Here is a 23,530-nt window from a genome sequence, read left to right on the forward strand (position 1 = left end):
CTGGCGTTGATTTTTGGCACGCTGTTGAGTTCTCAAGGAACGGACGCTTCCTTTGTACTCACCCTCTCGGGCTTTCCTCCGGGCGCTTCCCTTCGGTCTTGCGTTTCCGACTCTACCAGATCCTTTTCCGATCCGATTCCCTGTCGGGGGGTTGTCGTTGGGCTCTGGGCTTTCGCCCTCCGGCCTTTCGACATTCACTACGTTAGCCGATTCCCCCGTCCGATTCATAATCGGACTCTGTGGGCTCGAATTCAGGCATGCGAGCACGCCAAAAGACGACCCCGTTGAGGGTGTTTCGTTGGTAGTGGGTTGGCCGCTCCGGCTGCTGACTTCGCAGTACCCGGTTCAGCGGCTCGGGCTACGTTACGCGCCTCCCCTGGGCGCGTCAACTTCGGCGGCGCCTCGGGATGTGGGCTCGATAGGGGCTCACCGTCGGGTCGTCGGCGATCCAGTAGCGCCAGGGGTGGATGTCCCCGTTCCCGCCGTCGCCTGCAACGCCGGTGCGTGGGCCGTTGCGTACCTGGTCGGAGGGGGTCGGGGTGCCGGTCAGTATCCTCAGCGGGGTCTCGCCCGTGGCGCACGCGTCCGTGCCGTCCAAGGCGCGGTCCACGTCCAGGGCGGTGGCGAGGCGGGCCGGGCCTTTGGCCAGTTCCTTGTCGTTGCGGGCCGAGAGTCGACGGGTGCGGGCGAGCTCGGCGCCCTCGACGATCTCGCCGGCGCGCAGCAGGACCGCGCATGCCTGGCCGTCGGGGCCGCACACCAGGTTCATGCAGTGCCACATGCCGTAGGTGAAGTAGACGTAGACGTGGCCGGGGGGACCGAACATCACGTCGTTGCGGGGTGTGCGGCCGCGATAGGCGTGGGAGCCCGGGTCGTTCGGGCCGTCGTAGGCCTCGACCTCTGTGAGGCGAAGGGCGATCGGACCGTCCGGGGTGGTGCGTACCAGGATGCGGCCGAGGAGGTCGGGGGCGACTTCCAGGACGGGCCGGTCGAAGAAGTCCCGGGGCAAGGGCGTACGGTCGGGGGTCGCGATCATGCCGTCCGAGGGTAGTGCAGACGGGTGGTCGCGACGGGGTGGTCAGGGGGCGTGCGTCTTGCCAGGGTGGGACGCGGAACCGGCCACGGCCGGATCGCGTTTGTAGGGATCAAGGATCCACTCTGAAAAGAGGAGAGTCATGGCGTTCAAGAAGCTGCTCGCGAGCCTGGGGGCCGGCGGGGCTTCGGTCGAGACGGTGCTGACGGAGGTCAACGTCGTTCCGGGCGGTGTCGTCCAGGGTGAGGTGCGGATTCAGGGCGGGTCCGTGAACCAGAACATCGAGGGCCTGTCGGTGGGCCTTCAGGCGCGCGTCGAGGTCGAGGGTCAGGACTCGGAGTACAAGCAGGACATCGAGTTCACGAAGATGTCGCTCGGTGGTGCCTTCGAGCTCCAGGCCGGGGCCGTGCACGCGGTGCCGTTCGGGCTCGAGATCCCCTGGGAGACGCCGGTCACGACGATCGACGGTCAGACGCTGCGCGGCATGAACATTGGTGTGACGACGGAGCTGTCGATCGCGCGGGCCGTGGACTCCACGGACCTGGACCCGATCAACGTGCACCCGCTGCCCGCTCAGAAGGCTATCCTCGACGCTTTCATCCAGCTGGGCTTCCGCTTCAAGAGCGCGGACATGGAGCGCGGTCACATCCGGGGTACCCGGCAGAAGCTGCCGTTCTACCAGGAGATCGAGTTCTTCCCGCCGCAGCAGTACCGCGGTATCAACCAGGTCGAGTTGAGCTTCGTCGCGGACGAGCACACGATGGACGTCGTCCTGGAGATGGACAAGAAGCCGGGGCTGTTCAGCGAGGGCAGCGACACCTTCCGGTCGTTCCAGGTGGGGCTGAACGACTTCCAGGGGACCGACTGGGCGGCGTACCTCAACCAGTGGCTGTCCGAGGTCGGCAGCAAGCGCAACTGGTTCTAGGCTCGGAACAGCTGATTCCACTGTTTCGTCAGGAGGTATCGAAGTGACCGAGCTCAAGAGGCGGCCGCTGCCCCACGACTTCCATCCGCCCGTGCCGTCCTTCACGGTCACGAGTGAGGACGTCGAGTCCGGCGGGATCCTCAAGGACGCTCAGGTCTACGCGGCCGGCAACACCTCTCCGCAGCTGCGCTGGGAGGGTTTCCCGGCCGAGACCAAGAGCTTCGCCGTGACCTGCTACGACCCTGACGCCCCTACGGGCAGCGGGTTCTGGCACTGGGTCGTGTTCGACATCCCGGCCTCGGTGACCGAGTTGCCGGTGGGCGCGGGCAGCGGCAAGTTCGAGGGGCTGCCGGAGGGTGCCGTACAGGCGCGGAACGACTACGGGTCGAAGGACTTCGGGGGTGCCGCGCCTCCGCCTGGTGACGGGCCGCACCGCTATGTGTTCACGGTGTACGCCGTGGATCAGGAGAAGCTCGGTCCGGACTCGGACGCCAGTCCGGCCGTCGTCGGGTTCAACCTGCGCTTCCACGCCATCGCACGCGCGCACGTGATTGCCGAGTACGAGGTACCTGCCGAAGCCTGACGTTCATGGAACGTTTGCCCGCCCCTGGTCATGGAAGTGATCGGGGGCGGGCATTTTTTATTTCGTTGTCCATCTCGGCGTGCCCGGCCAGAGTTGATCCCAGCCCGCCAGGGGGTGGGCAGGTGCACACGGGAGGTGGGCTGCAATGCGGGACACGCTGGTACTGAACGCGAGCTTCGAGCCGCTGTCGACGGTGACGTTGAACCGAGCCATCGTTCTGGTGCTTCAGGACAAGGCCGTCGTCGAGCAGGCCCACCCCGAACTGCGTATGCGTGGAGCCGCGGTGGACATACCCGCGCCTCGGGTGATCAGGCTGTGCAGGTACGTACGGGTGCCGTTCCGAAGACAAGCGCCGTGGTCGAGGCGGGGTGTGCTGGTGCGGGACCGGCACCGGTGCGCGTACTGCGGGCGCCGGGCCACCACCGTGGACCATGTGGTGCCGCGGTCCCGGGGTGGGCAGGACACGTGGCTGAATACGGTCGCCTCGTGTGCGGAGGACAATCATCGGAAGGCTGACCGGACGCCTGAGCAGGCGGGTATGCCGTTGCTTCGGGAGCCATTCGAGCCTACGCCGGCTGACGCGATGTTGCTGACGCTGGGGGCGGAGGAGTTTGCGGCGCTGCCGGATTGGCTGGCGACGGACGCGGCCTGACCAATCGCCGTAGGGCTTTGGGTTGTTCGTTGGCCGCGGGTTTGTGCGTGGCTTGTCGCGCAGTTCCCGCGCCCCTGAGGGAGTTCGGGCCCGCCTTCGTTTGAAGGCGGGCCCCGCTGTCGTACCGCAGAAGACGAGTCAGTCGATGGACGGCTTTTCTCGGCGTTCTGTCGGTGTACCGGAGTTGCCGTTGCCCGAACCGCCGCCCAGGCCGCCCAGGTTGCCCATGGCGCCGGAGAGGCCCTTCAGTGCGTCGCCGATTTCGCTGGGGACGATCCAGAGCTTGTTGGCGTCGCCTTCGGCGATCTTCGGGAGCATCTGGAGGTACTGGTAGGAGAGGAGCTTCTGGTCGGGGTCGCCGGCGTGGATGGCCTCGAAGACCGTGCGGACGGCTTGGGCCTCGCCCTCGGCGCGCAGGGCAGCCGCCTTGGCCTCGCCCTCCGCGCGGAGGATCTGGGACTGCTTCTCGCCCTCTGCGGTGAGGATGGCGGCTTGGCGCGTACCTTCGGCGGTGAGGATCGCGGCACGCTTGTCACGGTCGGCGCGCATCTGCTTCTCCATCGAGTCCTGGATGGAGGTGGGCGGTTCGATCGCCTTGAGTTCGACGCGGTTGACGCGGATGCCCCACTTGCCGGTCGCCTCGTCGAGGACCCCGCGGAGCGCCGCGTTGATCTCCTCGCGGGAGGTCAGGGTGCGCTCCAGGTCCATGCCACCGATGATGTTGCGGAGCGTGGTGACCGTGAGCTGCTCGATCGCCTGGATGTAGCTGGCGACTTCGTAGGTGGCCGCGCGGGCGTCGGTCACCTGGTAGTAGATGACGGTGTCGATGTTCACGACCAGGTTGTCCTGGGTGATCACCGGCTGCGGCGGGAACGGCACGACCTGTTCGCGCAGGTCGATGCGGTTGCGGATGGTGTCGATGAACGGGACCACGATGTTGAGGCCCGCGTTGAGCGTCCGCGTGTAGCGGCCGAAGCGTTCGACGATGGCCGCGCTCGCCTGTGGGATGACCTGGATCGTCTTGATCAGGGCGATGAAAACCAACACCACCAGAATGATCAAGACGATGATGACCGGTTCCATCGTCGTTTCCCCGTACCCCTTCTCCGCTGCGGCAACTTCGGCAGATCTTATGGTTGTTGAAGATCTTGCTGGTCGAGTCTGACAGACCGTCGCGTGGCCCGTGGCGCGTTCGCGTCACTTACGTCGTGCGAGGTCACATGACGATCGCCGTGGCCCCCTCGATGTCCACGACGTCCACTTCCTGGCCTGGTTCGTAGGCGCGGTCGGTGTCGAGGGAGCGTGCGGACCAGACTTCTCCGGCGAGCTTGATCCGGCCGCCGGAGGCGTCGACGCGCTCCAGGACGACGGCCTGTTTGCCCTTCAACGCGTCGATGCCGGTGGCGAGTTGGGGCCGTTGTGCGCGATGTCGGTTCGCGATGGGCCGTACGACGGCGATGAGTGCGGTCGATACGACGACGAAGGCCGCGACCTGGACGACGGCGTCACCGCCGAAGATGCCGGCGACCGCCGCGGCGGCGACGGCGCCGACCGCCAGCATGCCGAGTTCGGGCATCGCTGTGATCACGAGCCCGATGCCGAGCGCTGCCGCGCCTATCAACCACCAAACCCACGCGTCGATTTCCACATGGTCATGGTAGGACCGTGGGCCCTGTCGCGGACAGGGCGCCGATCGTTTGAGAGGCCCTTCTTACCGTGGTTCTCCACCGGGGTTCCCCGGGGTGAAGGAGGGGGTCAGGAGAGTGGGAGGCCCTGTGCGGTCCAGCGGTCGCCGACCTGTTCGACGACGAGGGGGAGGCCGAAGCAGAGGGAGAGGTTGCGGGAGGTGAGTTCGAGCTCCATCGGGCCGGCGGCGAGGACCTTGCCCTGGCGGATCATGAGGACGTGGGTGAAGCCCGGGGGGATCTCCTCGACGTGGTGGGTGACCATGAGCATCGAGGGGGCGATCGGGTCGCGGGCGAGGCGGCCGAGGCGGCGGACGAGGTCCTCGCGGCCGCCGAGGTCGAGGCCGGCGGCGGGCTCGTCGAGGAGGAGCAGCTCGGGGTCGGCCATCAGGGCGCGGGAGATCAGGGTGCGCTTGCGCTCGCCCTCGGAGAGGGTGCCGAACTTCCGGTCGAGGTAGTCGCTCATGCCGAGGCGGTCGAGGAAGGCGCGGGCGCGCTGCTCGTCGATGTCCTCGTAGTCCTCGTTCCAGGTGGCGGTCATGCCGTAGGCGGCGGTCAGCACGGTCTGGAGGACGGTCTGGCGCTTGGGCAGCTTCTCGGTCATGGCGATGCCGGCCATGCCGATGCGCGGGCGCAGCTCGAAGACGTCGGTGCCGGGCTTGCCGAGGGTCTCGCCGAGGATGGTGGCGGTGCCCGTCGTCGGGTAGAGGTAGCTGGAGGCGAGGTTCAGGAGGGTGGTCTTGCCGGCTCCGTTCGGGCCGAGGATGACCCAGCGCTCGCCCTCCTTGACCGACCAGGAGACCTGGTCCACCAGAGCCCGGCCCTCACGGACCACGGATACGTCCTGAAGCTCCAGAACATCGCTCATGAGCGCGTTGTCTCCCCTTGCAGTGTGACCGGTGTCGGCGTCTCGGCGTCTCGGTGGTCGCGTGCGCCGGTGGGCGCAGCCCTCTAGGAAATCTACGCCACCGGTCGGGCGCTTCATTCCATCGGTCCGGTCCTTAGGGTGGGGGCATGCTCTCGGAACCACGTTCAGGACGCCTCGCGGCTTGGGGAAATGCCCTTTTGGCCGGACTTGTCTCGCCGGATGACGCTGTGCTGGAGATCGTCGGGGACGATGCCCTGCACCGGGTGGAGGGGCTGCCGGATGAGTCGGCACCCGTCGGGCTCACGCTGGCGTTGGGCCGGCTGCGGACGCTCGGGGTGAACGGGCTGCGGGTCGCGCTGCCGGTGCCGGGGCATCCGCTGGGGCTGAGCGGGCCTCCGGAGTTCAACGCGCGGGCGATGGATGCCGAGGAGGCGGTGGTCTGTCACGGCGCCGCGTTCGGGTTGGTGCCGGAGGTGTACGAGGCCGGACCCGACGGTGATGTGCATGTCGAGGTCGTCTGGCATGTGCTGCCGGTACGGGAAGCGCCGCCTGCGGATGTGCCGTCGCTGGGTGAGGCCGAGCGGGAGCTCGCGGAGGCCCTGCGGGACGCGACGGAGGTGTTGTCGCGGCTGGACGTCGCCGGGTCGGGGCCGGTTGCCGAGGCGGCGATCGATGCGTACCGGGCGCGGGCCGAGCGTGGCCGGGAGGTGTTGGCGCCGGGGTATCCGCCGCGGGCGGTACGGGTGCTGGAGCTTGCGCGGCGGGTGGGGTTGTTGGTCTCGCTGGCTTATGAGAACGGGCACGGGGGTGCGGTCAGCTCCGCTGAGATGGGGGCTCGGGCGGAGGCGTTGCGGCCGGTGGAGCGGGTGGCTCGGCGGGCGCTCGTCGCTGCGTACAACTCCGTCGTGGAGGAACGGGAGCGGGGGGTGCGGTGAGTGTGGGCCTGTTGGTGATCGGCGTTGGTGTGAGCGTCGCCTGGGGGCTCTGCCCCCAGACCCCCGTTTCGGCCTGAACGGCCTCGTCCTCAAACGCCGGACGGCCTGGAGGGGCGGGGCGGCGCCGATAGGGCCTGCCTCGTGCGGCCAAGCCCCCGCGGGTGGGTGGGGGCCCGGGATGGAAACCCGGGGCTGGACACAGACCGGCCTCCCGGGGGTGGGCCGGGAGGCCGGAGGTCACTGCTTGCTTCGGGGTGGCGTCAGCGGTTGACGGCCAGGTTGTCGAAGGCCGGGTTCAGGATGCCCACGACGTTCACGGTGTTGCCCGAGACGTTGGCCGGGATGTGGACCGGGGCCTGGACGAGGTTGCCCGAGGCGACACCCGGGGAGCCCACGGCCTTGCCGTCGGCGTGCGCGCCGTCGGTGGCGGAGGCCATTCCGGCACCGGCGGCCATGAGGCCACCCGCCACCATCGTCACAGCCACGGCCTTCTTCAGGTTCTTCACTTTCAAGCCCTCCTTGCGATTGCCGCGGCAGTCGCCGCAGCACGCACTGGAGAACGGCGGAGATCCGCGAAGGATGCGCCATCCGGGGGACATTCCCACGACGGTATGAATCTCAGTCCGGAGCGGAACCCTCCGTATTGCCGTCCGTCATGCCCTGCGGAGAGCGTTTCAGCCGGTCACGCCATGGCGTACGGCCCACAGGGCGGCCTGGGTGCGGTCCGCCAGGTCGAGCTTCATCAAGATGTTCGAGACGTGGGTCTTGACGGTCTTCTCCGAAAGCACCAGGGCTCTGGCTATCTCGCGGTTCGAGCGGCCGTCCGCGATCAGCCCGAGCACCTCGCGTTCGCGCTCCGTCAGGGAGCCGGCTCTGCCCTGCCCGGAGTTGGCCTCCTCCTGGGACAACAGGGCGCCGGCGACCTCCGGTTGGAGCAGGATGTGGCCGGCGTGGACGGAGCGGATGGCTCCGGCGAGGGCGTCGGGATCCACGTCCTTGTAGACGTACCCGGCGGCGCCCGCGCGCAGGGCCGGGATCACCGTGCGCTGCTCGGTGAAGCTGGTGACGATCAGCACGCGCGCGGGGTTGTTCAGTTCGCGGAGTTTGCGCAGGGCGTCGACGCCGTCCATGCCCGGCATCTTGACGTCCATCAACACGACGTCCGGCTTGAGTTCCTCGGCGCGGGCCACTCCCTCGGCGCCGTCGGCGGCCTCGCCCACGACCACGATGTCGTCCTGCACTTCGAGGAACGTACGCAGGCCCCGGCGGACGACCTGGTGGTCGTCGACGAGCAGCACCTTGATTGCGTCACCCACCGGGGACCTCCATCTCGATCGTGGTGCCCTTGCCGGGCGCCGATTCCACGGTCAGCGTGCCGCCGGCCCCGCTCGACCGGTCCCGCATGGAGACCAGGCCGAGGTGGCGTCCGGCCCGGCGTACCGCCTTCGGGTCGAAACCGCTGCCGTTGTCCGTGACCCGTAGGACCGCTCCGCTGCCGCGCCGGTCCAGCGTCACGTCGACGTGCTCGGCCCCGGAGTGCCGCAGGGCGTTGTGCAAGGCCTCCTGGGCGACGCGCAGCACGGCCTCCTCCTGGGCGGCGGGCAGGGCCTTCACGCCTCGGCCGGCGAAGGTCACACGCGCGCTGTGGGCACGGTCGAGGACCTGGATCTGGGTGCGCAGGGTGGCTACGAGGCCGTCCTCGTCGAGGGCCGCGGGGCGCAACTCGACGACCGCGGCGCGCAGTTCGTCGGTGGCTTCGGCGGCGAGGGCGGCCACCTGGTGCAGTTCGCCCTTGGCTCGGGCCGGGTCGCGGTCGATCAGGGCGGCGGCCGCCTGGGCCGTCAGGCGCAGGGAGAACAGCTTCTGGCTGACCGCGTCGTGCAGTTCGTGGGCCAGCCGTGAGCGTTCCTCGGCGATGGTCAGTTCGCGGCTGCGTTCGTAGAGGCGGGCGTTGGTGAGGGCGATGGCGGCGTGCTGGGCGAGGATGGAGAGGAGTTCCTCGTCCTCCGCCGTGAAGCCGCAGCTTCCCTCCGGCTTGGGGCAGGTCTTGTTCGCCAGGAACAGAGCGCCGATGACCTCGTCGCCGTCGCGGATCGGCAGGCCCAGGAAGTCGGACATGTCCGGGTGCGCCGACGGCCAGCCCTCGAAGCGGGGGTCCTGGCGGACGTCGGCGAGGCGCTCGACCTTGGCCTCCTGGAGCATCGCGGCGAGGATGCCGTGCTGGCGCGGGAGCGGGCCGATGGCCTTCCACTGGTCGTCGCTGACTCCGTCGACCACGAACTGGGCGAAGCCGCCGTGGTCGTCCGGGACGCCGAGCGCGGCGTACTGCGCGTCGAGCAGCTCGCGGGCCGAGGCGACGATCGTCTTGAGGACGTCGCGCACCTCGAGGTGCCTGCTCATGGCCAGCAGCGCGGAGCTCACCGCGGCGAGGCCGGACCTGTGGCCTTGACTCATGCCCTCACGGTACCGGCGGGGTGTGACAGCCGGATCGGACCTGTGGCGGCGGCCGACTGCGGCGCGGGACCTAGGCCTGTGGTCGCAGGTTCGGCGGCGTAGGGCGAAAGACCCCCGGTGCGCGGCGTAGGACGAAGGGCCCCGCGACTTTGCGGCCCGCGTCCGACGCGGGGCGGGCGGCCCCGTTCCTACGTTGAGGGCACCGCCGATCGAGGCGGCCGGAGACGAGGGGACGGTTGTCATGCCGGTAGCGATCATCACGGGGGCCTCCAAGGGGCTGGGGCGGGCGCTCGCCGAGGCGCTGGCCGCGCGCGGCTGGGATCTGGTGCTCGACGCCAGGACGACGGAGGCCCTCCAGGAGACGGTGGCCGGGCTTCGTGCGTACGGCACGCGCGTGACGGCCGTTCCGGGGGACGTCACGGACGCCGGGCACCGGTCCGAGCTGGTGGCGGCGGCCTGGCGGCTGGGCGGTGTCGATCTGCTGGTGAGCAACGCCAGCGCGCTGGGCGTCGAGCCGCTCGTACGGCTGGACGCGCTGCCCCTGGCGGGGCTGCGGCGGGCACTGGAGGTGAACGTGGTGGCCGCGCTGGCCCTCGTGCAGGAGGCGCTGCCACTGCTGCGGGCGTCCGAGGCGGGCACGGTGATCACGGTCAGCTCGGACGCGGCCGCCGAGGCGTACGAGACGTGGGGCGGGTACGGGGCGTCGAAGGCGGCCCTGGACCATCTCGCGGCGGTGCTCGGCGAGGAGGAGCCGGGGCTGCGGGTGTGGGCGGTGGATCCCGGGGACATGGCCACGGACCTGTACGCGGCGGCCGTACCGGACGACGACGATCCGCGGCCGGCGCCGGCCAGTGTGGTTCCGGCGTTCCTGCGACTGCTGGACGAGCGTCCGGTGAGCGGCCGCTATGGGGCTCCGGCTCTGTTGGAGGGGCGGGGGTGACGCTCGCGATGGGGGTCCCCCCGCGCGAGCCTGTTCGGGCGTGGGGGAGGGTGCCGCAGGAGCTGTCGGCGCGGGTTCCCGCCGAGCAGCGTGGCCCGGGGCTGGACCGGGATGCCGTACGGCTGCTGGTGTCACGGGGCACCGAGGTGTCGCACCACGCGTTCGGGGAGCTGCCGCGGCTGTTGCGGGCCGGGGATCTGCTGGTGGTGAACACGTCGGAGACGCTGGCCGCCGCCGTGGACGGGTGGGTCGGGCACGCGCGCGTGGTGGTCCACTTCTCCACGCGCGGGGACGACGGGCGGTGGGCGGTCGAACTGCGCGATCCCGACGGGCGGGGCACCACACGCGCGCGTACGGGCGGGCCCGCGGGGACTGAGGTGCGGCTGCCGGGTGGGGCGGGGCTGGTGCTGGAGGAGCCGCTGAGCCCGGGGAGCGGGCGGCTTTGGTGGGCAAGGGCCTGGGGTGATGGTCGAGCGTGGGGCACGGGGGCGGGCGGTGTGCGGGGCGCGGGACGGGGTGGGGCTGGCGCAGAAGCTGAGGGGGTGGGCGGAGCAGGTCCCGAGGCGCCGCGGGGAGCTGGTCCGGAGGGAAGCCGGGGCGCAGGTACCGAAGGGGCTGGGGAAGCAGGGTTCGAGAGAGCCCGAGCCGCAGACATTGAGGGACGGCACGGAGCCGGTCCCGGGCGCGCGCGAGCCGCCGGCGCCGACAGGCCGGGGGAAGCAGGTCCCACGGGAGCCCGCGCCGCAGCTGCGGCCCCGGAAGACCGCGCAGCGCACGGCGCCCAAGCCGGCGACACCGCAACCGCTGCAGACGACGGAACCGGGATTTTCCGCGTGATGCGGGAGTACGGGCGGCCGATTCGGTACTCCTACACCGAGCGTGACCAGGCGTTGTCCGTGTATCAGACCGTGTTCGCGCTGACGTCGGGCGATGGGGCCGGCAGTGCGGAGATGCCGAGTGCGGCGCGGCCCTTCACGGTGCGGATGGTGACGGAGCTGGTGAGTCGGGGGGTGCAGTTCGCGCCGGTCACGTTGCACACGGGGGTGGCGTCGGCGGAGGCGCACGAGCCGCCGTATCCGGAGCGGTTCGCGGTGTCGGAGGCCTCGGCGCGGTTGATCAACGCGGTGCGGGCCGCGGGTGGCCGGGTCGTCGCTGTCGGGACGACGGCCGTGCGGGCCGTGGAGTCGGCGGTGGACGCCGACGGGGTCGTACGCGCGCGTGAGGGGTGGACGGACCTCGTCGTCACGCCGGAGCGCGGGGTGCGGGCGGTGGACGGGCTGCTGACCGGGCTGCACGAGCCGGAGGCCTCGCATCTGCTGATGCTGGAGGCAATCGCCGGGCGGGCCGCGATCGACCGCGGTTACGAGGCGGCCCTGCACGGGCTCTACCTGTGGCACGAGTTCGGCGACGTGCATCTCATCCTGCCGACGGAGGATCCTCACACAGAGCATTGCGACAGCAACTGCCGGTGAGACTGTCACGCGACTGATGTGAGCCCGCGCATAGGGCGCAGGTCACGTACGAAAGTCCGTAGTAGGTAGCGACGTCCCTTTTGAGCGGGACAGACGGTCCTGTCTGTCCTGATTTGCCCTCTGCGCGTCCACTATCGGGGATCGTACGTCACACCTTTGCCACACAATTTTGCGGCCGCTAAGAATTGCTCTCGTCGCTCAGCGCCGCGGGTTTCCCCCGCGGCGTTTGTGCAGGAAGCACCCGTGTCCCCCGACGGACAGCGAGCGACCTCCGCGCTATTCGATGAGGTCCCACTGCCATGCTCAAGAACGCCAAGAACCGACTCAGTCGTACGCTGACCAACCGGCACAAGATCGCGATTGCCGGTGTCGGCACGCTCGGTGCCGCCGCTCTGGCGCTGTCCGCCGTACCCGGCAACGCCCAGACGACGACGGCCGAAGCCCCCACGGGCAAGGTCGCGTACAGCAACGAGCAGATCAAGGACGTCAAGGGCAGCGTCACCGACCAGCTCGCTTCCGCCAGTGTGAAGGCCGAGGACATCGCGGCCAAGAAGGCCGAGCAGGAGGCCGCGGCCAAGAAGAAGGCGGCCGCCGAGGCCGCCGCCAAGAAGAAGGCCGCGGACGCCGCCGCGAAGAAGAAGGCCGCCGCCGCTGCCGCCGCCAAGAAGAAGGCCGAGGCGGAGCGCAAGGCGAAGGAGGCCGCGAGCCGGTCCGCCAAGCGCGTCCAGGCCAAGCCGGTCGCCGCGAAGACCTACGCCAACAACCTCGACGGCTGGATCCGCGAGGCCCTGGACATCATGAAGAAGCACAACATCCCGGGCACCTACGACGGCCTCCACCGCAACATCATGCGGGAGTCCTCGGGTAACCCGAACGCGATCAACAACTGGGACATCAACGCCCAGAACGGCGTTCCGTCGATCGGTCTGCTGCAGGTCATCAAGCCGACCTTCGACGCGTACCACGTCCCGGGCACGGCCAAGAGCCAGTACGACCCGGTCGCCAACCTCACCGCCGCCGCCAACTACGCGGCCGACCGGTACGGCTCGATCGACAACGTCAACAGCGCGTACTGAGCGAGGTAGGCGCGGGCCTTGCGATCCGTACGCCGAAGGGCGGCACCCTCCTGACGGGGTGCCGCCCTTCGGGCGTCGTACGGAAAGGCGACTACTTGCGCATGACCTCGGGCTCGTGGCGGCGCAGGAAGCGGGCCACGAAGAAGCCGCAGATCACGCCGAGGACGATCAGGGCGATCATGTCCATGGACCAGGCGCCGACCGTGTGCTCCCACAGCGGGTCGTTGCTGTCGCCCTTGGCCGGTGGACTGATCTGGTTGAAGTCGAGCGTGGCACCCGCGGCGGCGACCGCCCAGCGCGACGGCATCAGATACGAGAGCTCGTTGACGCCGATGGAGCCGGCCAGCGGGAACAGGCAGCCGGTGAAGACGACCTGGACGATCGCGAACATGACCAGCAGCGGCATGGTCTTCTCCGCGGTCTTCACCAGGGCCGAGATGATCAGGCCGAACATCATCGCGGTGAAGCCCAGCGCCATGATCGGAATGCACAGCTCCAGCAGGATCTGGCTGCCGAGGATCAGGCCCTCGTCCGGGATGGTGCGGCTGGAGAAGCCGATGACACCGACCATCAGGCCCTGCAGCACGGTGATCAGGCCGAGCACGAACACCTTGGACATCAGATACGCGGACCGGGACAGGCCGGTCGCGCGCTCCCGCTCGTAGATGACCCGTTCCTTGATCAGCTCACGCACGGAGTTGGCTGCGCCGGCGAAGCAGGCGCCGACCGCGAGGATCAGCAGGACGGTGAGGGCCGTGCCGTTGGCGACGGGCTTGCCGGTGTTCGGGTTGATCTCCGTGTTGACCAGGAGGTCCTTGCCGGAGTCGATGAGCAGGCTCACCGAGCCGAGGACGAGCGGCAGGATGATCGACAGGGCCAGGAAGCCCTTGTCGGAGGCGATGACCGAGACATAGCGGCGCACCAGGGTCAGGAACTGCGACAGCCAGCCCTGAGGCTTGGGCGGCTTCATCGCCTGCATCGGCGGCATCTGTACGGACTGCGGAGCGATCGCGTCGATGTCCGCGGCGTACATCTGGTAGTGCTGCGAGCCCTTCCAGCGTCCCGCCCAGTCGTAGTCGCGGTAGTTCTCGAAGGCGGAGAAGACGTCGGCCCAAGTGTCGTAGCCGAAGAAGTTCAGGGCTTCCTCGGGCGGGCCGAAGTAGGCGACCGCGCCGCCCGGTGCCATCACCAGAAGCTTGTCGCACAGCGCCAGCTCGGCCACGGAGTGCGTGACGACGAGGACGGTACGGCCGTCGTCGGCGAGACCGCGCAGCAGCTGCATGACGTCGCGGTCCATGCCCGGGTCGAGGCCCGACGTGGGCTCGTCCAGGAAGATCAGAGACGGCTTGGTGAGGAGCTCCAGGGCCACCGAGACGCGCTTGCGCTGACCGCCGGAGAGGGAGGTGACCTTCTTCTCCTTGTGGATGTCCAGCTTGAGCTCGCGCAGCACCTCGTCGATGCGCTGCTCGCGCTCGCGGGCCGTGGTGTCGGCCGGGAAGCGGAGCTTGGCCGCGTACTTGAGGGCCTTCTTGACGGTCAGCTCCTTGTGCAGGATGTCGTCCTGCGGGACCAGACCGATGCGCTGACGGAGCTCGGCGAACTGCTTGTACAGGTTCCGGTTGTCGTAGAGGACGTCGCCCTGGTTGGCGGGGCGGTAGCCGGTGAGTGCCTTGAGCAGGGTCGACTTGCCCGAGCCGGACGGGCCGATGACCGCGATGAGGGACTTCTCCGGGACACCGAACGAGACGTCCTTGAGGATCTGCTTGCCGCCGTCGACCGTGACGGTCAGGTGGCGGGCCGAGAAGGAGACCTCACCGGTGTCGACGAACTCCTCGAGCCGGTCGCCGACGATCCGGAACGTCGAGTGACCGACACCGACGATGTCCGCCGGGCCCAGCAGCTGCGAACCACCCTTGGCGATCGGCTGACCGTTGACGTACGTGCCGTTGTGGGAGCCGAGGTCGCGGATCTCCATGCGGCCGTCGGGCGTCGAGTGGAACTCGGCGTGGTGCCGGGAGACCTGGAGGTCGGAGACGACCAGCTCGTTCTCCAGGGCACGGCCGATGCGCATGACGCGGCCGACGGAGAACTGGTGGAACGTGGTGGGGCTGCGGTCGCCGTAGACCGGCGGCGCCCCCGCGCCACCGCCGGGGCCCTGCTGGTGCGGCACCTTCGCCGCGGACTGCGGCTGCTGCTGCGGCGTCGGCTGCTGCTGCTGCCAGCCGGCCTGCTGCTGCGGGATCTGCTGGGGCGGCGCCTGCTGAGCGGGGGCCTGCGGCGCCCAGCCGGGGTTCGCGCCCTGCGCGGCGTACGGCTGCTGCTGCGGCTGGGCCTGCGGCGAGGCGACGGAAGCCGCGGTTCCGGAGAGGTTCAGGCACGGTCCGTCGGTCGCGTTGCCCAGGTATACGGCCGAGCCGGGGCCGATCTCCAGGTGATGGATCCGCTGACCCTGCACGAATGTGCCGTTGGTGCTGCCGTGGTCCTCGATGACCCAACTGCGGCCGCTCCAGCTGATCGTGGCGTGCCGCCAGGACACCCTGGCGTCGTCGAGCACGATGTCACCCTGCGGATCGCGTCCGAGGGTGTAGGGCCTGGACGCGTCGAGCGTCCAGGTCCGTCCATTCAATTCCAGTACGAGTTCCGGCACTCCATGCCCCACTGAGTAGTCCCCCGAGTTACCCCCAACACAGGGAGTCTAGGGATGTCGAACATCGTCGGGAACTATTTCAGGCTCCGCCCCCTGACCGAAAGTCGGGCCTTGTGAGGACCACGCCCACGCGCTTCGACTGGTTCCGTTGACGGGGTTGAAATCAGTCCGGAGAGTGGTAATCCACGCGAGGGGGACATGCGCGGCGAACACCTCGCCGCGCCGCGGATCGGGGGGTCTGCCATGAGCGCGTCCACGAACGTCGAGACCCCGAGGCACGGCACGCGGTTGCCGTGGGGGGACATCCTGTTGTCCGCGATCGCCTGCGTGAGCTGGGCGTTGATCGGGATGGCGGGCACGGCGGCACTCGGACTCCATTTACTGGAGGCCGACAGCTCGGCCTCTCTCGGGCCCATGACCGCGGCGGTGGTGGCCCTTGGGGCGGGTGGTTCTGTCACGCCGTCCGGCGATGTGTCCGCTTTCGGACTGACCGGCGCGGAGGCGGCGACCGCCGTCGAGATCACGCCACTGGGGGTCAGCCTGGTCGGAGCGGTCCTCCTGTCGTGGTTCTTCTTACGGTCCTTGCGGGGTGCGGGAGTTGTGATCGCGCCGGCCGAACTGATCGCGCGCGGGGGCGCGGTGGTCGCGCTGTTCGTGGCGATGCTGGGGGGACTGGCCTGGGCGGGGCACGACGTCATCACGATCGACGGGAGCTCGCTGGGGCTCGACGACCTGCCGGGAGGCGGCGGAGGTGACGGGGGCGGTGGCGGGATCGAGATCCCCGGAGTGGGTGACATCGGGGACATCGGGGGGCTGCTGCCCGACCAGATCGGCGACCTCATCGACGCCAAGGCGGCGGTCGGCTTCACCGTGGACACGGCGCCGACGCTGCTCGGCGGCCTGGGCTGGTCCGCCGGCATCCTGCTGATCGCCCTGCTGGCCTCGCGCCGCGCCCCGCTGCCGCGCGGCTGGGAGGCCGTCCACCGCGTCGTACGGCCCGCCGCGTCCGCCCTCGTCACGGTGGTGCTGGTGGCGGTCGCGGCCGGCTTCGCGGCGGCCGCGTACGCGGCGATCGGCGACGCCCACCCCAGGCGGATCTCGGGCGCCGCACTCCTCGGCGCCCCGAACGGCGTCTGGCTCGGCATCCCGATCGGCCTGTTCGTCCCGTTCGACGGCAGGGCGACGGGGCCGCTTGCGGCTCTGCTGCCGGATCCCCTGGACGACCTGCTCGACAGCGGAGCCGACCAGTCCGTGACGCTGGGCAGGCTGGCCGAGCTGGACGGGCGGGTGTGGCTGCTGGGGGTCGCCACGGCGATGATGATGCTGCTCGCGGGGGTGCTGACGGCGGTGCGGACGCCGGTGGGGGGCCCAGGTGATCCCGAGGGTGTACGGGATCCGGGGACCCTCCGTTTCGCCGGGCGGTGTGCGCTGCGGCTCGGGGTCGCCACGGCGTTGACGCTGCCGTTGCTGGTGTGGCTGACGGAGCTGTCGGTGGACGCCTCGCTTTCGGTGCTGGGCTTCGATGCGTTCGGCGCCGGGGTGCGGCTGCGGGGGAACCTCGGTATGGCGCTGGTTCTCGGGGCGGTGTGGGGCGCGGGGGCGGGGGCCGTGGGGGCGCTGCTGGCCCGGGCGAGCGAGGCTGCGGGGCTACGGGCGGCGCCGTTGGCCGTGGGGGCGACGCCGGGGGTGGGTGCCCGGGCCGCCACGGAGCCTACGGTTCCGGCTGGTCCTGCCGGTGAACCTGCTGGTCCTGCTGGTCCTGCTGGTCCTGCTGGTCCTACGACCGAGGGCGCCGGGGTTTCGCCGTACGCAGGCCGGTCCGGGCCGTACGCCCCCGGCGCCCCGTACCGGCCTCCGAACCCGGCGACGAACCCGTATCTGCGTGTGCCGGACCAGCTGTGCGAACCGGAGGACGCGCGGCCGCCCGGGGCGGTCCCGCCGTCCGAGGGTGCGCGGTCGCCCGGGGACGCGCCGGGGCGCGACGGTGGCGACGACATGTACGGCGCGCCCACTGTCGTCCGGCCGATCGAGCCGCTTCCCAGGTCGGCTCGACCTCCTCGAGGGCGTGGGAAACGGCCGTCACCCGGAGCGGACGACGGGCCTCCCTCTCCGCCCCCGCCGCCTCCACCTCCACCTCCGCCGCCCGCTCCCCCGCCACCGGGGAATCCGAAGCGGCGTTCCTGATCCACCGGAGGCGCTCCTGAGGCACCAGCTGGACCGGCATCTCTCGGGGAGATCCGCCCTGGTGTCGGCTCACGGGTGCCTCCGGGGCACCTCACAGCCACCGAGGCAGTCGTGACCGTGACGTAAGGCGCGCGCCACCCGACCGACACCCAGTGTTCCGTGTCCGCCAGACGGACCTCAGGGGCGGCAGGCACGGGGTGCCGGATACGGTGGAAGCACCATGAGCGCTTCGCAGACCTCCGACATCCCCACCCTTCTCGTCAAGATCTTCGGGAAGGACAGGCCGGGCATCACGGCCGGACTCTTCGACACGCTGGCCGCCTACTCGGTCGACGTGGTCGACATCGAGCAGGTCGTCACCCGTGGCCGGATCACGCTGTGCGCTCTCGTGACGCAGCCTCCGGCCGGCGTGGAGGGCGATCTCCGGGCGACCGTCCACAGCTGGGCCGAGTCGATGAAGATGCAGGCGGAGATCATCTCCGGCCTGGGCGACAACCGGCCGCGCGGCCACGGCCGCTCCCTGGTCACCGTGCTCGGACACCCGCTCACCGCGGAGGCGACGGCCGCCATCGCCGCCCGGATCACGAAGTCGGGCGCCAACATCGACCGCATCTTCCGGCTCGCCAAGTACCCGGTGACGGCGGTGGAGTTCGCCGTGTCCGGTGCGGAGACCGAGCCGCTGCGCACGGCCCTGGTGACCGACGCGGCGGCACTGGGCGTCGACATCGCGGTCGTGGCGGCCGGGCTGCACCGGCGTGCCCAGCGCCTGGTCGTCATGGACGTCGACTCGACGCTCATCCAGGACGAGGTGATCGAGCTCTTCGCGGCACACGCCGGGTGCGAGGACAAGGTGGCCGAGGTGACGGCGGCCGCGATGCGCGGGGAGCTGGACTTCGAGCAGTCGCTGCACGCGCGCGTGGCGCTGCTGGAGGGGCTGGACGCCTCGGTGGTGGAGAAGGTGCGCAGCGAGGTGCGGCTGACGCCGGGCGCGCGCACGCTGATCCGTACGCTGAAGCGCCTCGGGTATCAAGTGGGTGTCGTCTCGGGTGGTTTCACGCAGGTCACCGATGACCTCCAGGAGCGGCTCGGACTCGACTTCGCCCAGGCGAACACGCTGGAGATCGTCGACGGGAAGCTGACGGGCCGGGTCACCGGCGAGATCGTGGACCGGGCGGGCAAGGCGCGGCTGCTGCGCCGGTTCGCCGCCGAGGCGGGAGTTCCGCTGTCCCAGACGGTGGCGATCGGGGACGGCGCCAACGACCTGGACATGCTGAACGCGGCCGGCCTGGGTGTCGCCTTCAACGCCAAGCCGGTGGTGCGGGAGGCGGCGCACACGGCGGTGAACGTGCCGTTCCTTGACACGGTCCTGTATCTGCTGGGCGTCACCCGCGAAGAGGTCGAGACGGCGGACAGTCACGACGAGGTCTGACGGCCCACGGCGTCGGGTGCGTCGACCGCCTCGGGCGCCGTCGACCGCCCAGGCCGCGTCCCGGGGGCCCTACGTGCACAGGGGCCCGGCACCGTCACGGTGCCGGGCCCCTTCGCGTGGGTCGGTCACTCGGAGGGGGCCCAGTAGTCGAGCAGCGTGGCCACGCCGGGCTCCAGCGTCTTCCAGCTGCCGCTGAAGGAGAGGACCGCGAAGGCGGCGGCCGGGAAGCCGCGGCGGCTCATACGCTCGCGTGCGTCGCTCTCGGCCGCGCCGGAGAGGATCTCCGCGAGGCCCTGCACGCCCGGGTTGTGGCCGATCAGCAGGACGTTCTGCGCGTCGTCGGGTGTCTCGTTGAGCAGGGCGATCAGCTCGCCGGGCGAGGCCTCGTAGACCCGCTCTTCGTAGATGGTTTTCGGCCGGTGCGGGAACTCGTGGACGGCGAGCTTCCAGGTCTCCCTGGTCCGGGTCGCGGTCGAGCACAGGGCCAGATCGAAGGGGACGTCGGTGTCGGCCAGCCTGCGTCCGGCCTCTGCCGCGTCCTTTCGGCCCCGGTCGGCGAGCGGCCGCTCGTGGTCGTTCACCTGTGGCCAGTCGGCTTTCGCATGCCGGAAGAGGACAATCCTGCGGGGTTCTGCGACGCTCATGAGATCCAGCTTCGCATGAAACACGCCACGGGGCGCAGGGAGTTGACGGGCGGCTTCCACCGTGCTCAGCGCGTGATCAACTGCTGTATGCGCTCGAGGAGCTGCGTGATCGCGGGCTCGGCGGTCGCTGCGTGCGCGTCGGAGGGGTTGAGAATCAGCGTCAGCAGGGTGACGAACGCGAGCGTCGGCAGGGCGAGGGCCCACCAGGGCAGCCGGATGTCGGCACGGCCCGTGGACGCCGGGTGGGGCGGGGTGTGGGTGCGGGCCGACATGTCGCCTCCGTAAGTCTTCGAGTGTCCGTGTCCGCCTCTCGCGGTCACACTTCGAAGTTACGGACTTCCCGGCCGTCAACCCATCCGGTGATCCACCCAGTTGACCCTGACACTCGCCCCCTAGGGGATGGTGGTGCTAGCCCCACCATCGGCTTGCCGACCTCGCCGGGAGTGGCGGCCGTCCCGTCTCAGGGCGCGGCGATCGTCGCCACGATGGCGATGATCGCGAAGATGGCGAAGAAGGCGCCGAAGACGAGCAGCATCTTCTTCTGGCCGTTCTGGGGATTCGGGTCGAGCACTGGCATACGGCAAGTCTCGCACCCGCGGTCCGCGGCGGGTGCGCCGGGGTGACGCTCAGCGGGCCGCCTCGTCCTCCACGGTGCGGTTGCGTCCCGCCAGGACGCCCACCGCCATCTGCGGGATCATCAGGCCGGCCATCAGCGCGATGGGCAGCCCCCAGCCGCCGCTGTGCTGGTAGAGAACGCCCACCAGGAGCGGGCCGGGGATGGAGATGAGATAGCCGGTGCTCTGCGCGAAGCCCGACAGCTGGGCCACGCCCGAGCTGGTCCTGGCCCGCATGCCGACCATGGTGAGGGCCAGCGGGAACGAGCAGTTTGAGACGCCGAGCAGCAGGGCCCAGGCCCAGGAGCCGGCGACGGGCGCGAGGTACAGGCCGGCGTAGCCCAGGAGGCCGCAGACGCCCAGCGCGAGCACGATCGGGCCCTGGTGGGGCAGCCGGGTGGCGAGGCGCGGGATGACGAAGGCCAGCGGAACTCCCATGACCATGGTGACGGCGAGCAGCAGCCCTGCCGTGCCGGCGTGCACGCCCGCGTCGCGGAAGATCTGCGCCATCCAGCCCATCGTGATGTAGGCGCCGGTGGCCTGGAGGCCGAAGTAGACGGCGAGGGCCCAGGCGGTGCGGCTCCGGGTGATCCGCAAGGTGGGGGTCTCCACGCGCGCGTGCTTCTCCTGCGCGGATTCGGCGGGCGCCGCTCCCCCGTCCCGTCCCCGCGCGCCCGCCCGGCCCGGCTCCTGGTCCCGGTCCCGTACGAAGGGGATCCACGGCAGGACGGCCAACGCCGCGAGGCCCGCCCAGACCGCGAGCCCGGTCTGCCAACTGCCGCCCAGCGCCTCGGTCATGGGCACCGTGACGGCCGCCGCGGACGCGGTGCCGAGGGCGAGGGCCATCGAGTACAGGCCGGTCATGGAGCCGACCCGGTCGGGGAACCAGCGCTTGACGATGACCGGCATCAGGACGTTGCTGAGCGCGATGCCCATGAGGGCGAGGGCGCTGGCGGCCAGGAAGCCGGCCGTGCTGCCGACGTACGGGCGCAGGAGCAGGCCTGCGGTGATGGCGGCCATGCCGGCGCAGACCACGGCGCCGGGGCCGAAGCGGCGGGCGAGCCGGGGGGCCATGACGCCGAAGACGGCAAAGCAGAGCGGGGGCACGGAGGTGAGCAGTCCGGCCACGCTGCCGCTCATGCCGAGCCCGTCGCGGACCTCTTCGAGGAGGGCGCCGAGGCTGGTGATGGCGGGGCGGAGATTCAACGCGGTCAGCACGATGCCGAGCACCACGAGCCGCGTCGTCCACGCGCGCGCGGCGGACCGTGCAGGGGTGGGAGCCTCGGTGGTGTGTGTCTGGGCCGTGCGTATTCGCGTGGACGTCGCCGTCCGGGGTTCCTCGCGTGCCATGAGGCCCATCATAGAATCATGGGATGATTGGTTGTCCACCTCCGGGCCGACCGGTGCCCGTCCTCCCGTGCGAAGGTGTGCCATGCCCTTGAGCCACCCCCGTCGTTCGGCGCTGTCCGAGCAGGTCATCGCGGCGTTGCGGAACCAGATCACCTCCGGCGAATGGCCGGTCGGCGCCCGGATCCCGACCGAGCCCGAGCTGGTCGAGCAGCTCGGTGTGGCCCGCAACACGGTCCGCGAGGCCGTCCGCGCGCTCGCCCACAACGGCCTGCTGGACATCCGCCAGGGCTCCGGCACCTATGTCGTGGCCACCAGCGAGCTGGCCGGCGTCATGCACCGCCGCTTCGCCGGCGCCGATCCCCGGCACATCGCCGAGCTGCGCTCCACGCTGGAGTCGGCCGCCGCGAAGCTGGCCGCCGAGCGGCGCTCGGAGAAGGACCTCAAGCAGCTGGACGCACTGCTGGTGCGGCGTGAGGAGGCCTGGGAGTCGGGTGACGCGGAGGCCTTCGTGGCGGCCGACGCGACCTTCCATCTGGCGGTGGTGGCGGCCTCCCACAACGACGTGATGACCGCGATGTACGCCGACCTGGGCGAGGTGCTGCGGGACTGGCTGCGCGAGGACGTCGGCCAGGAGCTGACGCCGGAGACGCACATGGACCACGCGCGGCTGGTCGACGCGGTCCGCGCGGGCGACGCGGAGGCGGCCGCGGCGGAAGCGGCGAGCTATCCGTTCCTGTGCCGCCCGGGGCGCTTCAGCCCTCCTGCCGGTGGCTGACCCACACCGAGGCGACCTCCTTCCAGCAGCGCCCGGTCAGCCGCACGGTCTGCGCCGGCTCGGCGTCCACCGAGGAGCCGTCGCTGTCGAGGTCCCACCAGCGGGCGCACTCGACGTGCAGGCTCACGCTGTCGGTCTCCGGATAGGGGTTGTGGCAGTACGCGGTCACATGGGAGCCGGTGACACGTATCCGGCAGGCGGCGCCGAACGGATCCTCGGGCTCCGCTTCCGCGATGTGCACGCGCGCGTGGGCTATCGCGTCGTACGACAGGGGCAGTACGAGAGCGACGGCGACGGTCGTTGAGGCCAGGCGGCGGGACAAGCGCACAAGGGGACCTCCTCGGCCGTGGTGGGGAGGGGCTCGCGAAGTGAACGCGTACTCCAGAGTGCGCAGTTGTGGGCCCGGCCCGCCCGGCCGGATAGGCCGAACGGGTGACGCCCCGCACCCCGCGCGCGGCGGGGAACGGGGCGTCGAACGGCGTACGGGAGATCAGGCGCCGATGGCGTGCAGACCGCCGTCCACGTGGACGATCTCGCCGGTGGTCTTCGGGAACCAGTCCGACAGCAGGGCGACGACGCCCTTGCCCGCCGGCTCCGGGTCCTCCAGCTTCCACTCCAACGGGGAGCGGCTGTCCCAGACGGACGCCAGCTCGGCGAAGCCGGGGATGGACTTCGCGGCCATGGAGCCGAGCGGGCCCGCCGAGACCAGGTTGCAGCGGATGTCGTGCTTGCCGAGGTCACGCGCCATGTAGCGGTTCGTGGCCTCCAGGGCGGCCTTGGTCGGGCCCATCCAGTCGTACTGCGGCCAGGCGAACTGCGCGTCGAAGGTGAGGCCGACGACGGAACCGCCCTCGGTCATCAGCGGCAGCAGGGCCATGGTCAGCGACTTCAGGGAGAAGGCGGAGACGTGCATGGCTGTGGCCACGGACTCGAACGGCGTGTTCAGGAAGTTGCCGCCGAGCGCGTCCTGCGGCGCGAAGCCGATGGAGTGCACGATGCCGTCGAGCCGGTCGCCCAGGTGCTCACGGACCTGGCTCTCCAGGCGGGCGAGGTGCTCGTCGTTGGAGACGTCGAGCTCCAGGACCTTGGCCGGCTTGGGCAGCTTCTTGGCGATGCGCTCGGTCAGCGTGGGGCGGGGCCAGGCGGTGAGGATGATCTCCGCGCCCTGCTCCTGGGCCAGCTTGGCGGCGTGGAACGCGATGGAGGACTCCATCAGCACACCCGTGATCAGGATGCGCTTGCCCTCGAGAATTCCGCTCATGGT

The 23,530-nt window shown here is 70.2% G+C and carries 24 protein-coding genes and 1 pseudogene; 11 read left to right on the plus strand and 14 right to left on the minus strand.

From position 1 onward, the window contains the following. Positions 1 to 385: 385 nt before the first annotated feature. Entirely contained in the window at positions 386 to 1,036 is a 651-nt protein-coding gene (locus ACZ4UU_RS00005; RefSeq protein ID WP_468035412.1) for a DNA-3-methyladenine glycosylase, read from the minus strand. Positions 1,037 to 1,175: 139 nt separating this feature from the next. Here ACZ4UU_RS00005 and ACZ4UU_RS00010 point away from each other — a divergent pair, with 139 nt between their 5' ends. The 3 genes from ACZ4UU_RS00010 (at position 1,176) to ACZ4UU_RS00020 (ending at position 3,193) form a co-directional block, all read left to right on the plus strand. After that, positions 1,176 to 1,958: a sporulation protein gene (locus tag ACZ4UU_RS00010; protein ID WP_234768149.1), complete on the plus strand. Its 783-nt coding sequence runs from the start codon at positions 1,176 to 1,178 to the stop codon at positions 1,956 to 1,958. 43 nt (positions 1,959 to 2,001) lie between these two features. Then, positions 2,002 to 2,541: a YbhB/YbcL family Raf kinase inhibitor-like protein gene (locus ACZ4UU_RS00015; RefSeq protein ID WP_468035414.1), complete on the plus strand. Its 540-nt coding sequence runs from the start codon at positions 2,002 to 2,004 to the stop codon at positions 2,539 to 2,541. Positions 2,542 to 2,686: 145 nt separating this feature from the next. Beyond that, entirely contained in the window at positions 2,687 to 3,193 is a 507-nt protein-coding gene (locus tag ACZ4UU_RS00020; protein ID WP_062725674.1) for an HNH endonuclease, read from the plus strand. Between the two features lie 138 nt (positions 3,194 to 3,331). On the opposite strand, the gene ACZ4UU_RS00025 is transcribed toward ACZ4UU_RS00020, so the two are convergent. The 3 genes from ACZ4UU_RS00025 to ACZ4UU_RS00035 all read right to left on the minus strand — a co-directional run bounded on the left by ACZ4UU_RS00025 (position 3,332) and on the right by ACZ4UU_RS00035 (position 5,746). Then, on the minus strand, positions 3,332 to 4,276 hold the full coding sequence (locus ACZ4UU_RS00025) for an SPFH domain-containing protein (RefSeq protein ID WP_468035416.1): 945 nt from the start codon (positions 4,274 to 4,276) through the stop codon (positions 3,332 to 3,334). A 133-nt stretch (positions 4,277 to 4,409) separates the two neighbouring features. After that, positions 4,410 to 4,841 (minus strand): NfeD family protein, encoded by a 432-nt coding sequence (locus ACZ4UU_RS00030; RefSeq protein ID WP_468035417.1) that lies wholly within the window; start codon positions 4,839 to 4,841, stop codon positions 4,410 to 4,412. Positions 4,842 to 4,948: 107 nt separating this feature from the next. Further along, positions 4,949 to 5,746, minus strand: coding sequence for an ABC transporter ATP-binding protein (locus tag ACZ4UU_RS00035; RefSeq protein WP_468035419.1), 798 nt, complete (start codon positions 5,744 to 5,746; stop codon positions 4,949 to 4,951). Between the two features lie 146 nt (positions 5,747 to 5,892). Between ACZ4UU_RS00035 and ACZ4UU_RS00040 the strand changes: the two genes are divergently transcribed. Further along, positions 5,893 to 6,681 carry a hypothetical protein gene (locus tag ACZ4UU_RS00040; RefSeq protein ID WP_468035421.1) on the plus strand — a complete coding sequence of 263 codons (789 nt, stop codon included), beginning with the start codon at positions 5,893 to 5,895 and terminating at the stop codon, positions 6,679 to 6,681. Positions 6,682 to 6,941: 260 nt separating this feature from the next. On the opposite strand, the gene ACZ4UU_RS00045 is transcribed toward ACZ4UU_RS00040, so the two are convergent. From ACZ4UU_RS00045 to ACZ4UU_RS00055, 3 genes are all read right to left on the minus strand, one after another. After that, the gene (locus ACZ4UU_RS00045; protein WP_468035423.1) at positions 6,942 to 7,187 is read right to left on the minus strand and encodes a chaplin; all 246 of its coding nucleotides are present in this window, start codon (positions 7,185 to 7,187) and stop codon (positions 6,942 to 6,944) included. A gap of 168 nt (positions 7,188 to 7,355) precedes the next feature. Next, positions 7,356 to 7,997, minus strand: a complete 642-nt coding sequence (locus tag ACZ4UU_RS00050) for a response regulator (RefSeq protein WP_468035425.1) — start codon at positions 7,995 to 7,997, stop codon at positions 7,356 to 7,358. Continuing rightward, a complete protein-coding gene (locus ACZ4UU_RS00055) occupies positions 7,990 to 9,135 on the minus strand; it encodes a GAF domain-containing sensor histidine kinase (RefSeq protein WP_468035427.1) in 1,146 nt (381 codons plus the stop codon). Before ACZ4UU_RS00055 ends, ACZ4UU_RS00050 begins: the two co-directional genes overlap by 8 nt. Positions 9,136 to 9,376: 241 nt before the next feature. Between ACZ4UU_RS00055 and ACZ4UU_RS00060 the strand changes: the two genes are divergently transcribed. The 4 genes and pseudogenes from ACZ4UU_RS00060 to ACZ4UU_RS00075 all read left to right on the plus strand — a co-directional run bounded on the left by ACZ4UU_RS00060 (position 9,377) and on the right by ACZ4UU_RS00075 (position 12,623). Beyond that, a complete protein-coding gene (locus tag ACZ4UU_RS00060) occupies positions 9,377 to 10,075 on the plus strand; it encodes an SDR family NAD(P)-dependent oxidoreductase (RefSeq protein WP_468035429.1) in 699 nt (232 codons plus the stop codon). 8 nt (positions 10,076 to 10,083) lie between these two features. After that, a pseudogene (locus ACZ4UU_RS00065) lies at positions 10,084 to 10,383 on the plus strand (S-adenosylmethionine:tRNA ribosyltransferase-isomerase); the annotation flags it as partial. A 234-nt stretch (positions 10,384 to 10,617) separates the two neighbouring features. Beyond that, entirely contained in the window at positions 10,618 to 11,547 is a 930-nt protein-coding gene (locus ACZ4UU_RS00070) for an S-adenosylmethionine:tRNA ribosyltransferase-isomerase (protein WP_468036382.1), read from the plus strand. Positions 11,548 to 11,846: 299 nt separating this feature from the next. Then, complete coding sequence (locus tag ACZ4UU_RS00075; RefSeq protein ID WP_468035431.1) at positions 11,847 to 12,623, plus strand: transglycosylase SLT domain-containing protein; 777 nt, start codon at positions 11,847 to 11,849, stop codon at positions 12,621 to 12,623. A gap of 91 nt (positions 12,624 to 12,714) precedes the next feature. Here the strand turns inward: ACZ4UU_RS00075 and ACZ4UU_RS00080 are convergent, their stop codons facing one another. Beyond that, the gene (locus tag ACZ4UU_RS00080) at positions 12,715 to 15,270 is read right to left on the minus strand and encodes an ABC transporter ATP-binding protein/permease (RefSeq protein ID WP_468035433.1); all 2,556 of its coding nucleotides are present in this window, start codon (positions 15,268 to 15,270) and stop codon (positions 12,715 to 12,717) included. 243 nt (positions 15,271 to 15,513) lie between these two features. Between ACZ4UU_RS00080 and ACZ4UU_RS00085 the strand changes: the two genes are divergently transcribed. Then, the gene (locus tag ACZ4UU_RS00085) at positions 15,514 to 17,454 is read left to right on the plus strand and encodes a streptophobe family protein (protein ID WP_468035435.1); all 1,941 of its coding nucleotides are present in this window, start codon (positions 15,514 to 15,516) and stop codon (positions 17,452 to 17,454) included. A gap of 220 nt (positions 17,455 to 17,674) precedes the next feature. Then, positions 17,675 to 18,883, plus strand: coding sequence for a phosphoserine phosphatase SerB (gene serB / locus ACZ4UU_RS00090; protein WP_468035437.1), 1,209 nt, complete (start codon positions 17,675 to 17,677; stop codon positions 18,881 to 18,883). 125 nt (positions 18,884 to 19,008) lie between these two features. Here the strand turns inward: serB and ACZ4UU_RS00095 are convergent, their stop codons facing one another. The 4 genes from ACZ4UU_RS00095 to ACZ4UU_RS00110 all read right to left on the minus strand — a co-directional run bounded on the left by ACZ4UU_RS00095 (position 19,009) and on the right by ACZ4UU_RS00110 (position 21,503). Next, entirely contained in the window at positions 19,009 to 19,527 is a 519-nt protein-coding gene (locus ACZ4UU_RS00095; protein WP_468035438.1) for a SixA phosphatase family protein, read from the minus strand. A 65-nt stretch (positions 19,528 to 19,592) separates the two neighbouring features. Continuing rightward, positions 19,593 to 19,799: a hypothetical protein gene (locus tag ACZ4UU_RS00100; RefSeq protein ID WP_468035440.1), complete on the minus strand. Its 207-nt coding sequence runs from the start codon at positions 19,797 to 19,799 to the stop codon at positions 19,593 to 19,595. A gap of 188 nt (positions 19,800 to 19,987) precedes the next feature. Beyond that, positions 19,988 to 20,104: an SGM_5486 family transporter-associated protein gene (locus ACZ4UU_RS00105; protein WP_468035442.1), complete on the minus strand. Its 117-nt coding sequence runs from the start codon at positions 20,102 to 20,104 to the stop codon at positions 19,988 to 19,990. A gap of 49 nt (positions 20,105 to 20,153) precedes the next feature. Next, on the minus strand, positions 20,154 to 21,503 hold the full coding sequence (locus tag ACZ4UU_RS00110) for a CynX/NimT family MFS transporter (RefSeq protein ID WP_468035444.1): 1,350 nt from the start codon (positions 21,501 to 21,503) through the stop codon (positions 20,154 to 20,156). Positions 21,504 to 21,573: 70 nt separating this feature from the next. Between ACZ4UU_RS00110 and ACZ4UU_RS00115 the strand changes: the two genes are divergently transcribed. After that, entirely contained in the window at positions 21,574 to 22,266 is a 693-nt protein-coding gene (locus ACZ4UU_RS00115; RefSeq protein ID WP_468035446.1) for a FadR/GntR family transcriptional regulator, read from the plus strand. Here the strand turns inward: ACZ4UU_RS00115 and ACZ4UU_RS00120 are convergent. Both ACZ4UU_RS00120 and fabI read right to left on the minus strand, forming a co-directional pair. Further along, the gene (locus ACZ4UU_RS00120) at positions 22,244 to 22,594 is read right to left on the minus strand and encodes a hypothetical protein (RefSeq protein ID WP_468035448.1); all 351 of its coding nucleotides are present in this window, start codon (positions 22,592 to 22,594) and stop codon (positions 22,244 to 22,246) included. The two genes, ACZ4UU_RS00115 and ACZ4UU_RS00120, sit on opposite strands and share 23 nt — an antisense overlap. A 162-nt stretch (positions 22,595 to 22,756) precedes the next feature. Beyond that, positions 22,757 to 23,527 (minus strand): enoyl-ACP reductase FabI, encoded by a 771-nt coding sequence (gene fabI / locus ACZ4UU_RS00125; RefSeq protein WP_468035450.1) that lies wholly within the window; start codon positions 23,525 to 23,527, stop codon positions 22,757 to 22,759. Positions 23,528 to 23,530: the final 3 nt, after the last annotated feature.

This window comes from Streptomyces sp. NPDC028907, from assembly GCF_055564995.1.

Bases quoted from the DNA above. Each gene is read 5' to 3' on its own strand.
- ACZ4UU_RS00075 (WP_468035431.1), top strand. From the start codon at position 11,847: ATGCTCAAGAACGCCAAGAACCGACTCAGTCGTACGCTGACCAACCGG.
- ACZ4UU_RS00010 (WP_234768149.1), top strand. From the start codon at position 1,176: ATGGCGTTCAAGAAGCTGCTCGCGAGCCTGGGGGCCGGCGGGGCTTCG.
- ACZ4UU_RS00005 (WP_468035412.1), bottom strand. From the start codon at position 1,036: ATGATCGCGACCCCCGACCGTACGCCCTTGCCCCGGGACTTCTTCGAC.
- ACZ4UU_RS00105 (WP_468035442.1), bottom strand. From the start codon at position 20,104: ATGCCAGTGCTCGACCCGAATCCCCAGAACGGCCAGAAGAAGATGCTG.
- ACZ4UU_RS00085 (WP_468035435.1), top strand. From the start codon at position 15,514: ATGAGCGCGTCCACGAACGTCGAGACCCCGAGGCACGGCACGCGGTTG.
- ACZ4UU_RS00095 (WP_468035438.1), bottom strand. From the start codon at position 19,527: ATGAGCGTCGCAGAACCCCGCAGGATTGTCCTCTTCCGGCATGCGAAA.
- fabI (WP_468035450.1), bottom strand. From the start codon at position 23,527: ATGAGCGGAATTCTCGAGGGCAAGCGCATCCTGATCACGGGTGTGCTG.
- ACZ4UU_RS00100 (WP_468035440.1), bottom strand. From the start codon at position 19,799: ATGTCGGCCCGCACCCACACCCCGCCCCACCCGGCGTCCACGGGCCGT.
- ACZ4UU_RS00055 (WP_468035427.1), bottom strand. From the start codon at position 9,135: ATGAGTCAAGGCCACAGGTCCGGCCTCGCCGCGGTGAGCTCCGCGCTG.
- ACZ4UU_RS00060 (WP_468035429.1), top strand. From the start codon at position 9,377: ATGCCGGTAGCGATCATCACGGGGGCCTCCAAGGGGCTGGGGCGGGCG.
- ACZ4UU_RS00035 (WP_468035419.1), bottom strand. From the start codon at position 5,746: ATGAGCGATGTTCTGGAGCTTCAGGACGTATCCGTGGTCCGTGAGGGC.
- ACZ4UU_RS00110 (WP_468035444.1), bottom strand. From the start codon at position 21,503: ATGATGGGCCTCATGGCACGCGAGGAACCCCGGACGGCGACGTCCACG.
- ACZ4UU_RS00025 (WP_468035416.1), bottom strand. From the start codon at position 4,276: ATGGAACCGGTCATCATCGTCTTGATCATTCTGGTGGTGTTGGTTTTC.
- ACZ4UU_RS00115 (WP_468035446.1), top strand. From the start codon at position 21,574: ATGCCCTTGAGCCACCCCCGTCGTTCGGCGCTGTCCGAGCAGGTCATC.
- ACZ4UU_RS00040 (WP_468035421.1), top strand. From the start codon at position 5,893: ATGCTCTCGGAACCACGTTCAGGACGCCTCGCGGCTTGGGGAAATGCC.
- serB (WP_468035437.1), top strand. From the start codon at position 17,675: ATGAGCGCTTCGCAGACCTCCGACATCCCCACCCTTCTCGTCAAGATC.
- ACZ4UU_RS00020 (WP_062725674.1), top strand. From the start codon at position 2,687: ATGCGGGACACGCTGGTACTGAACGCGAGCTTCGAGCCGCTGTCGACG.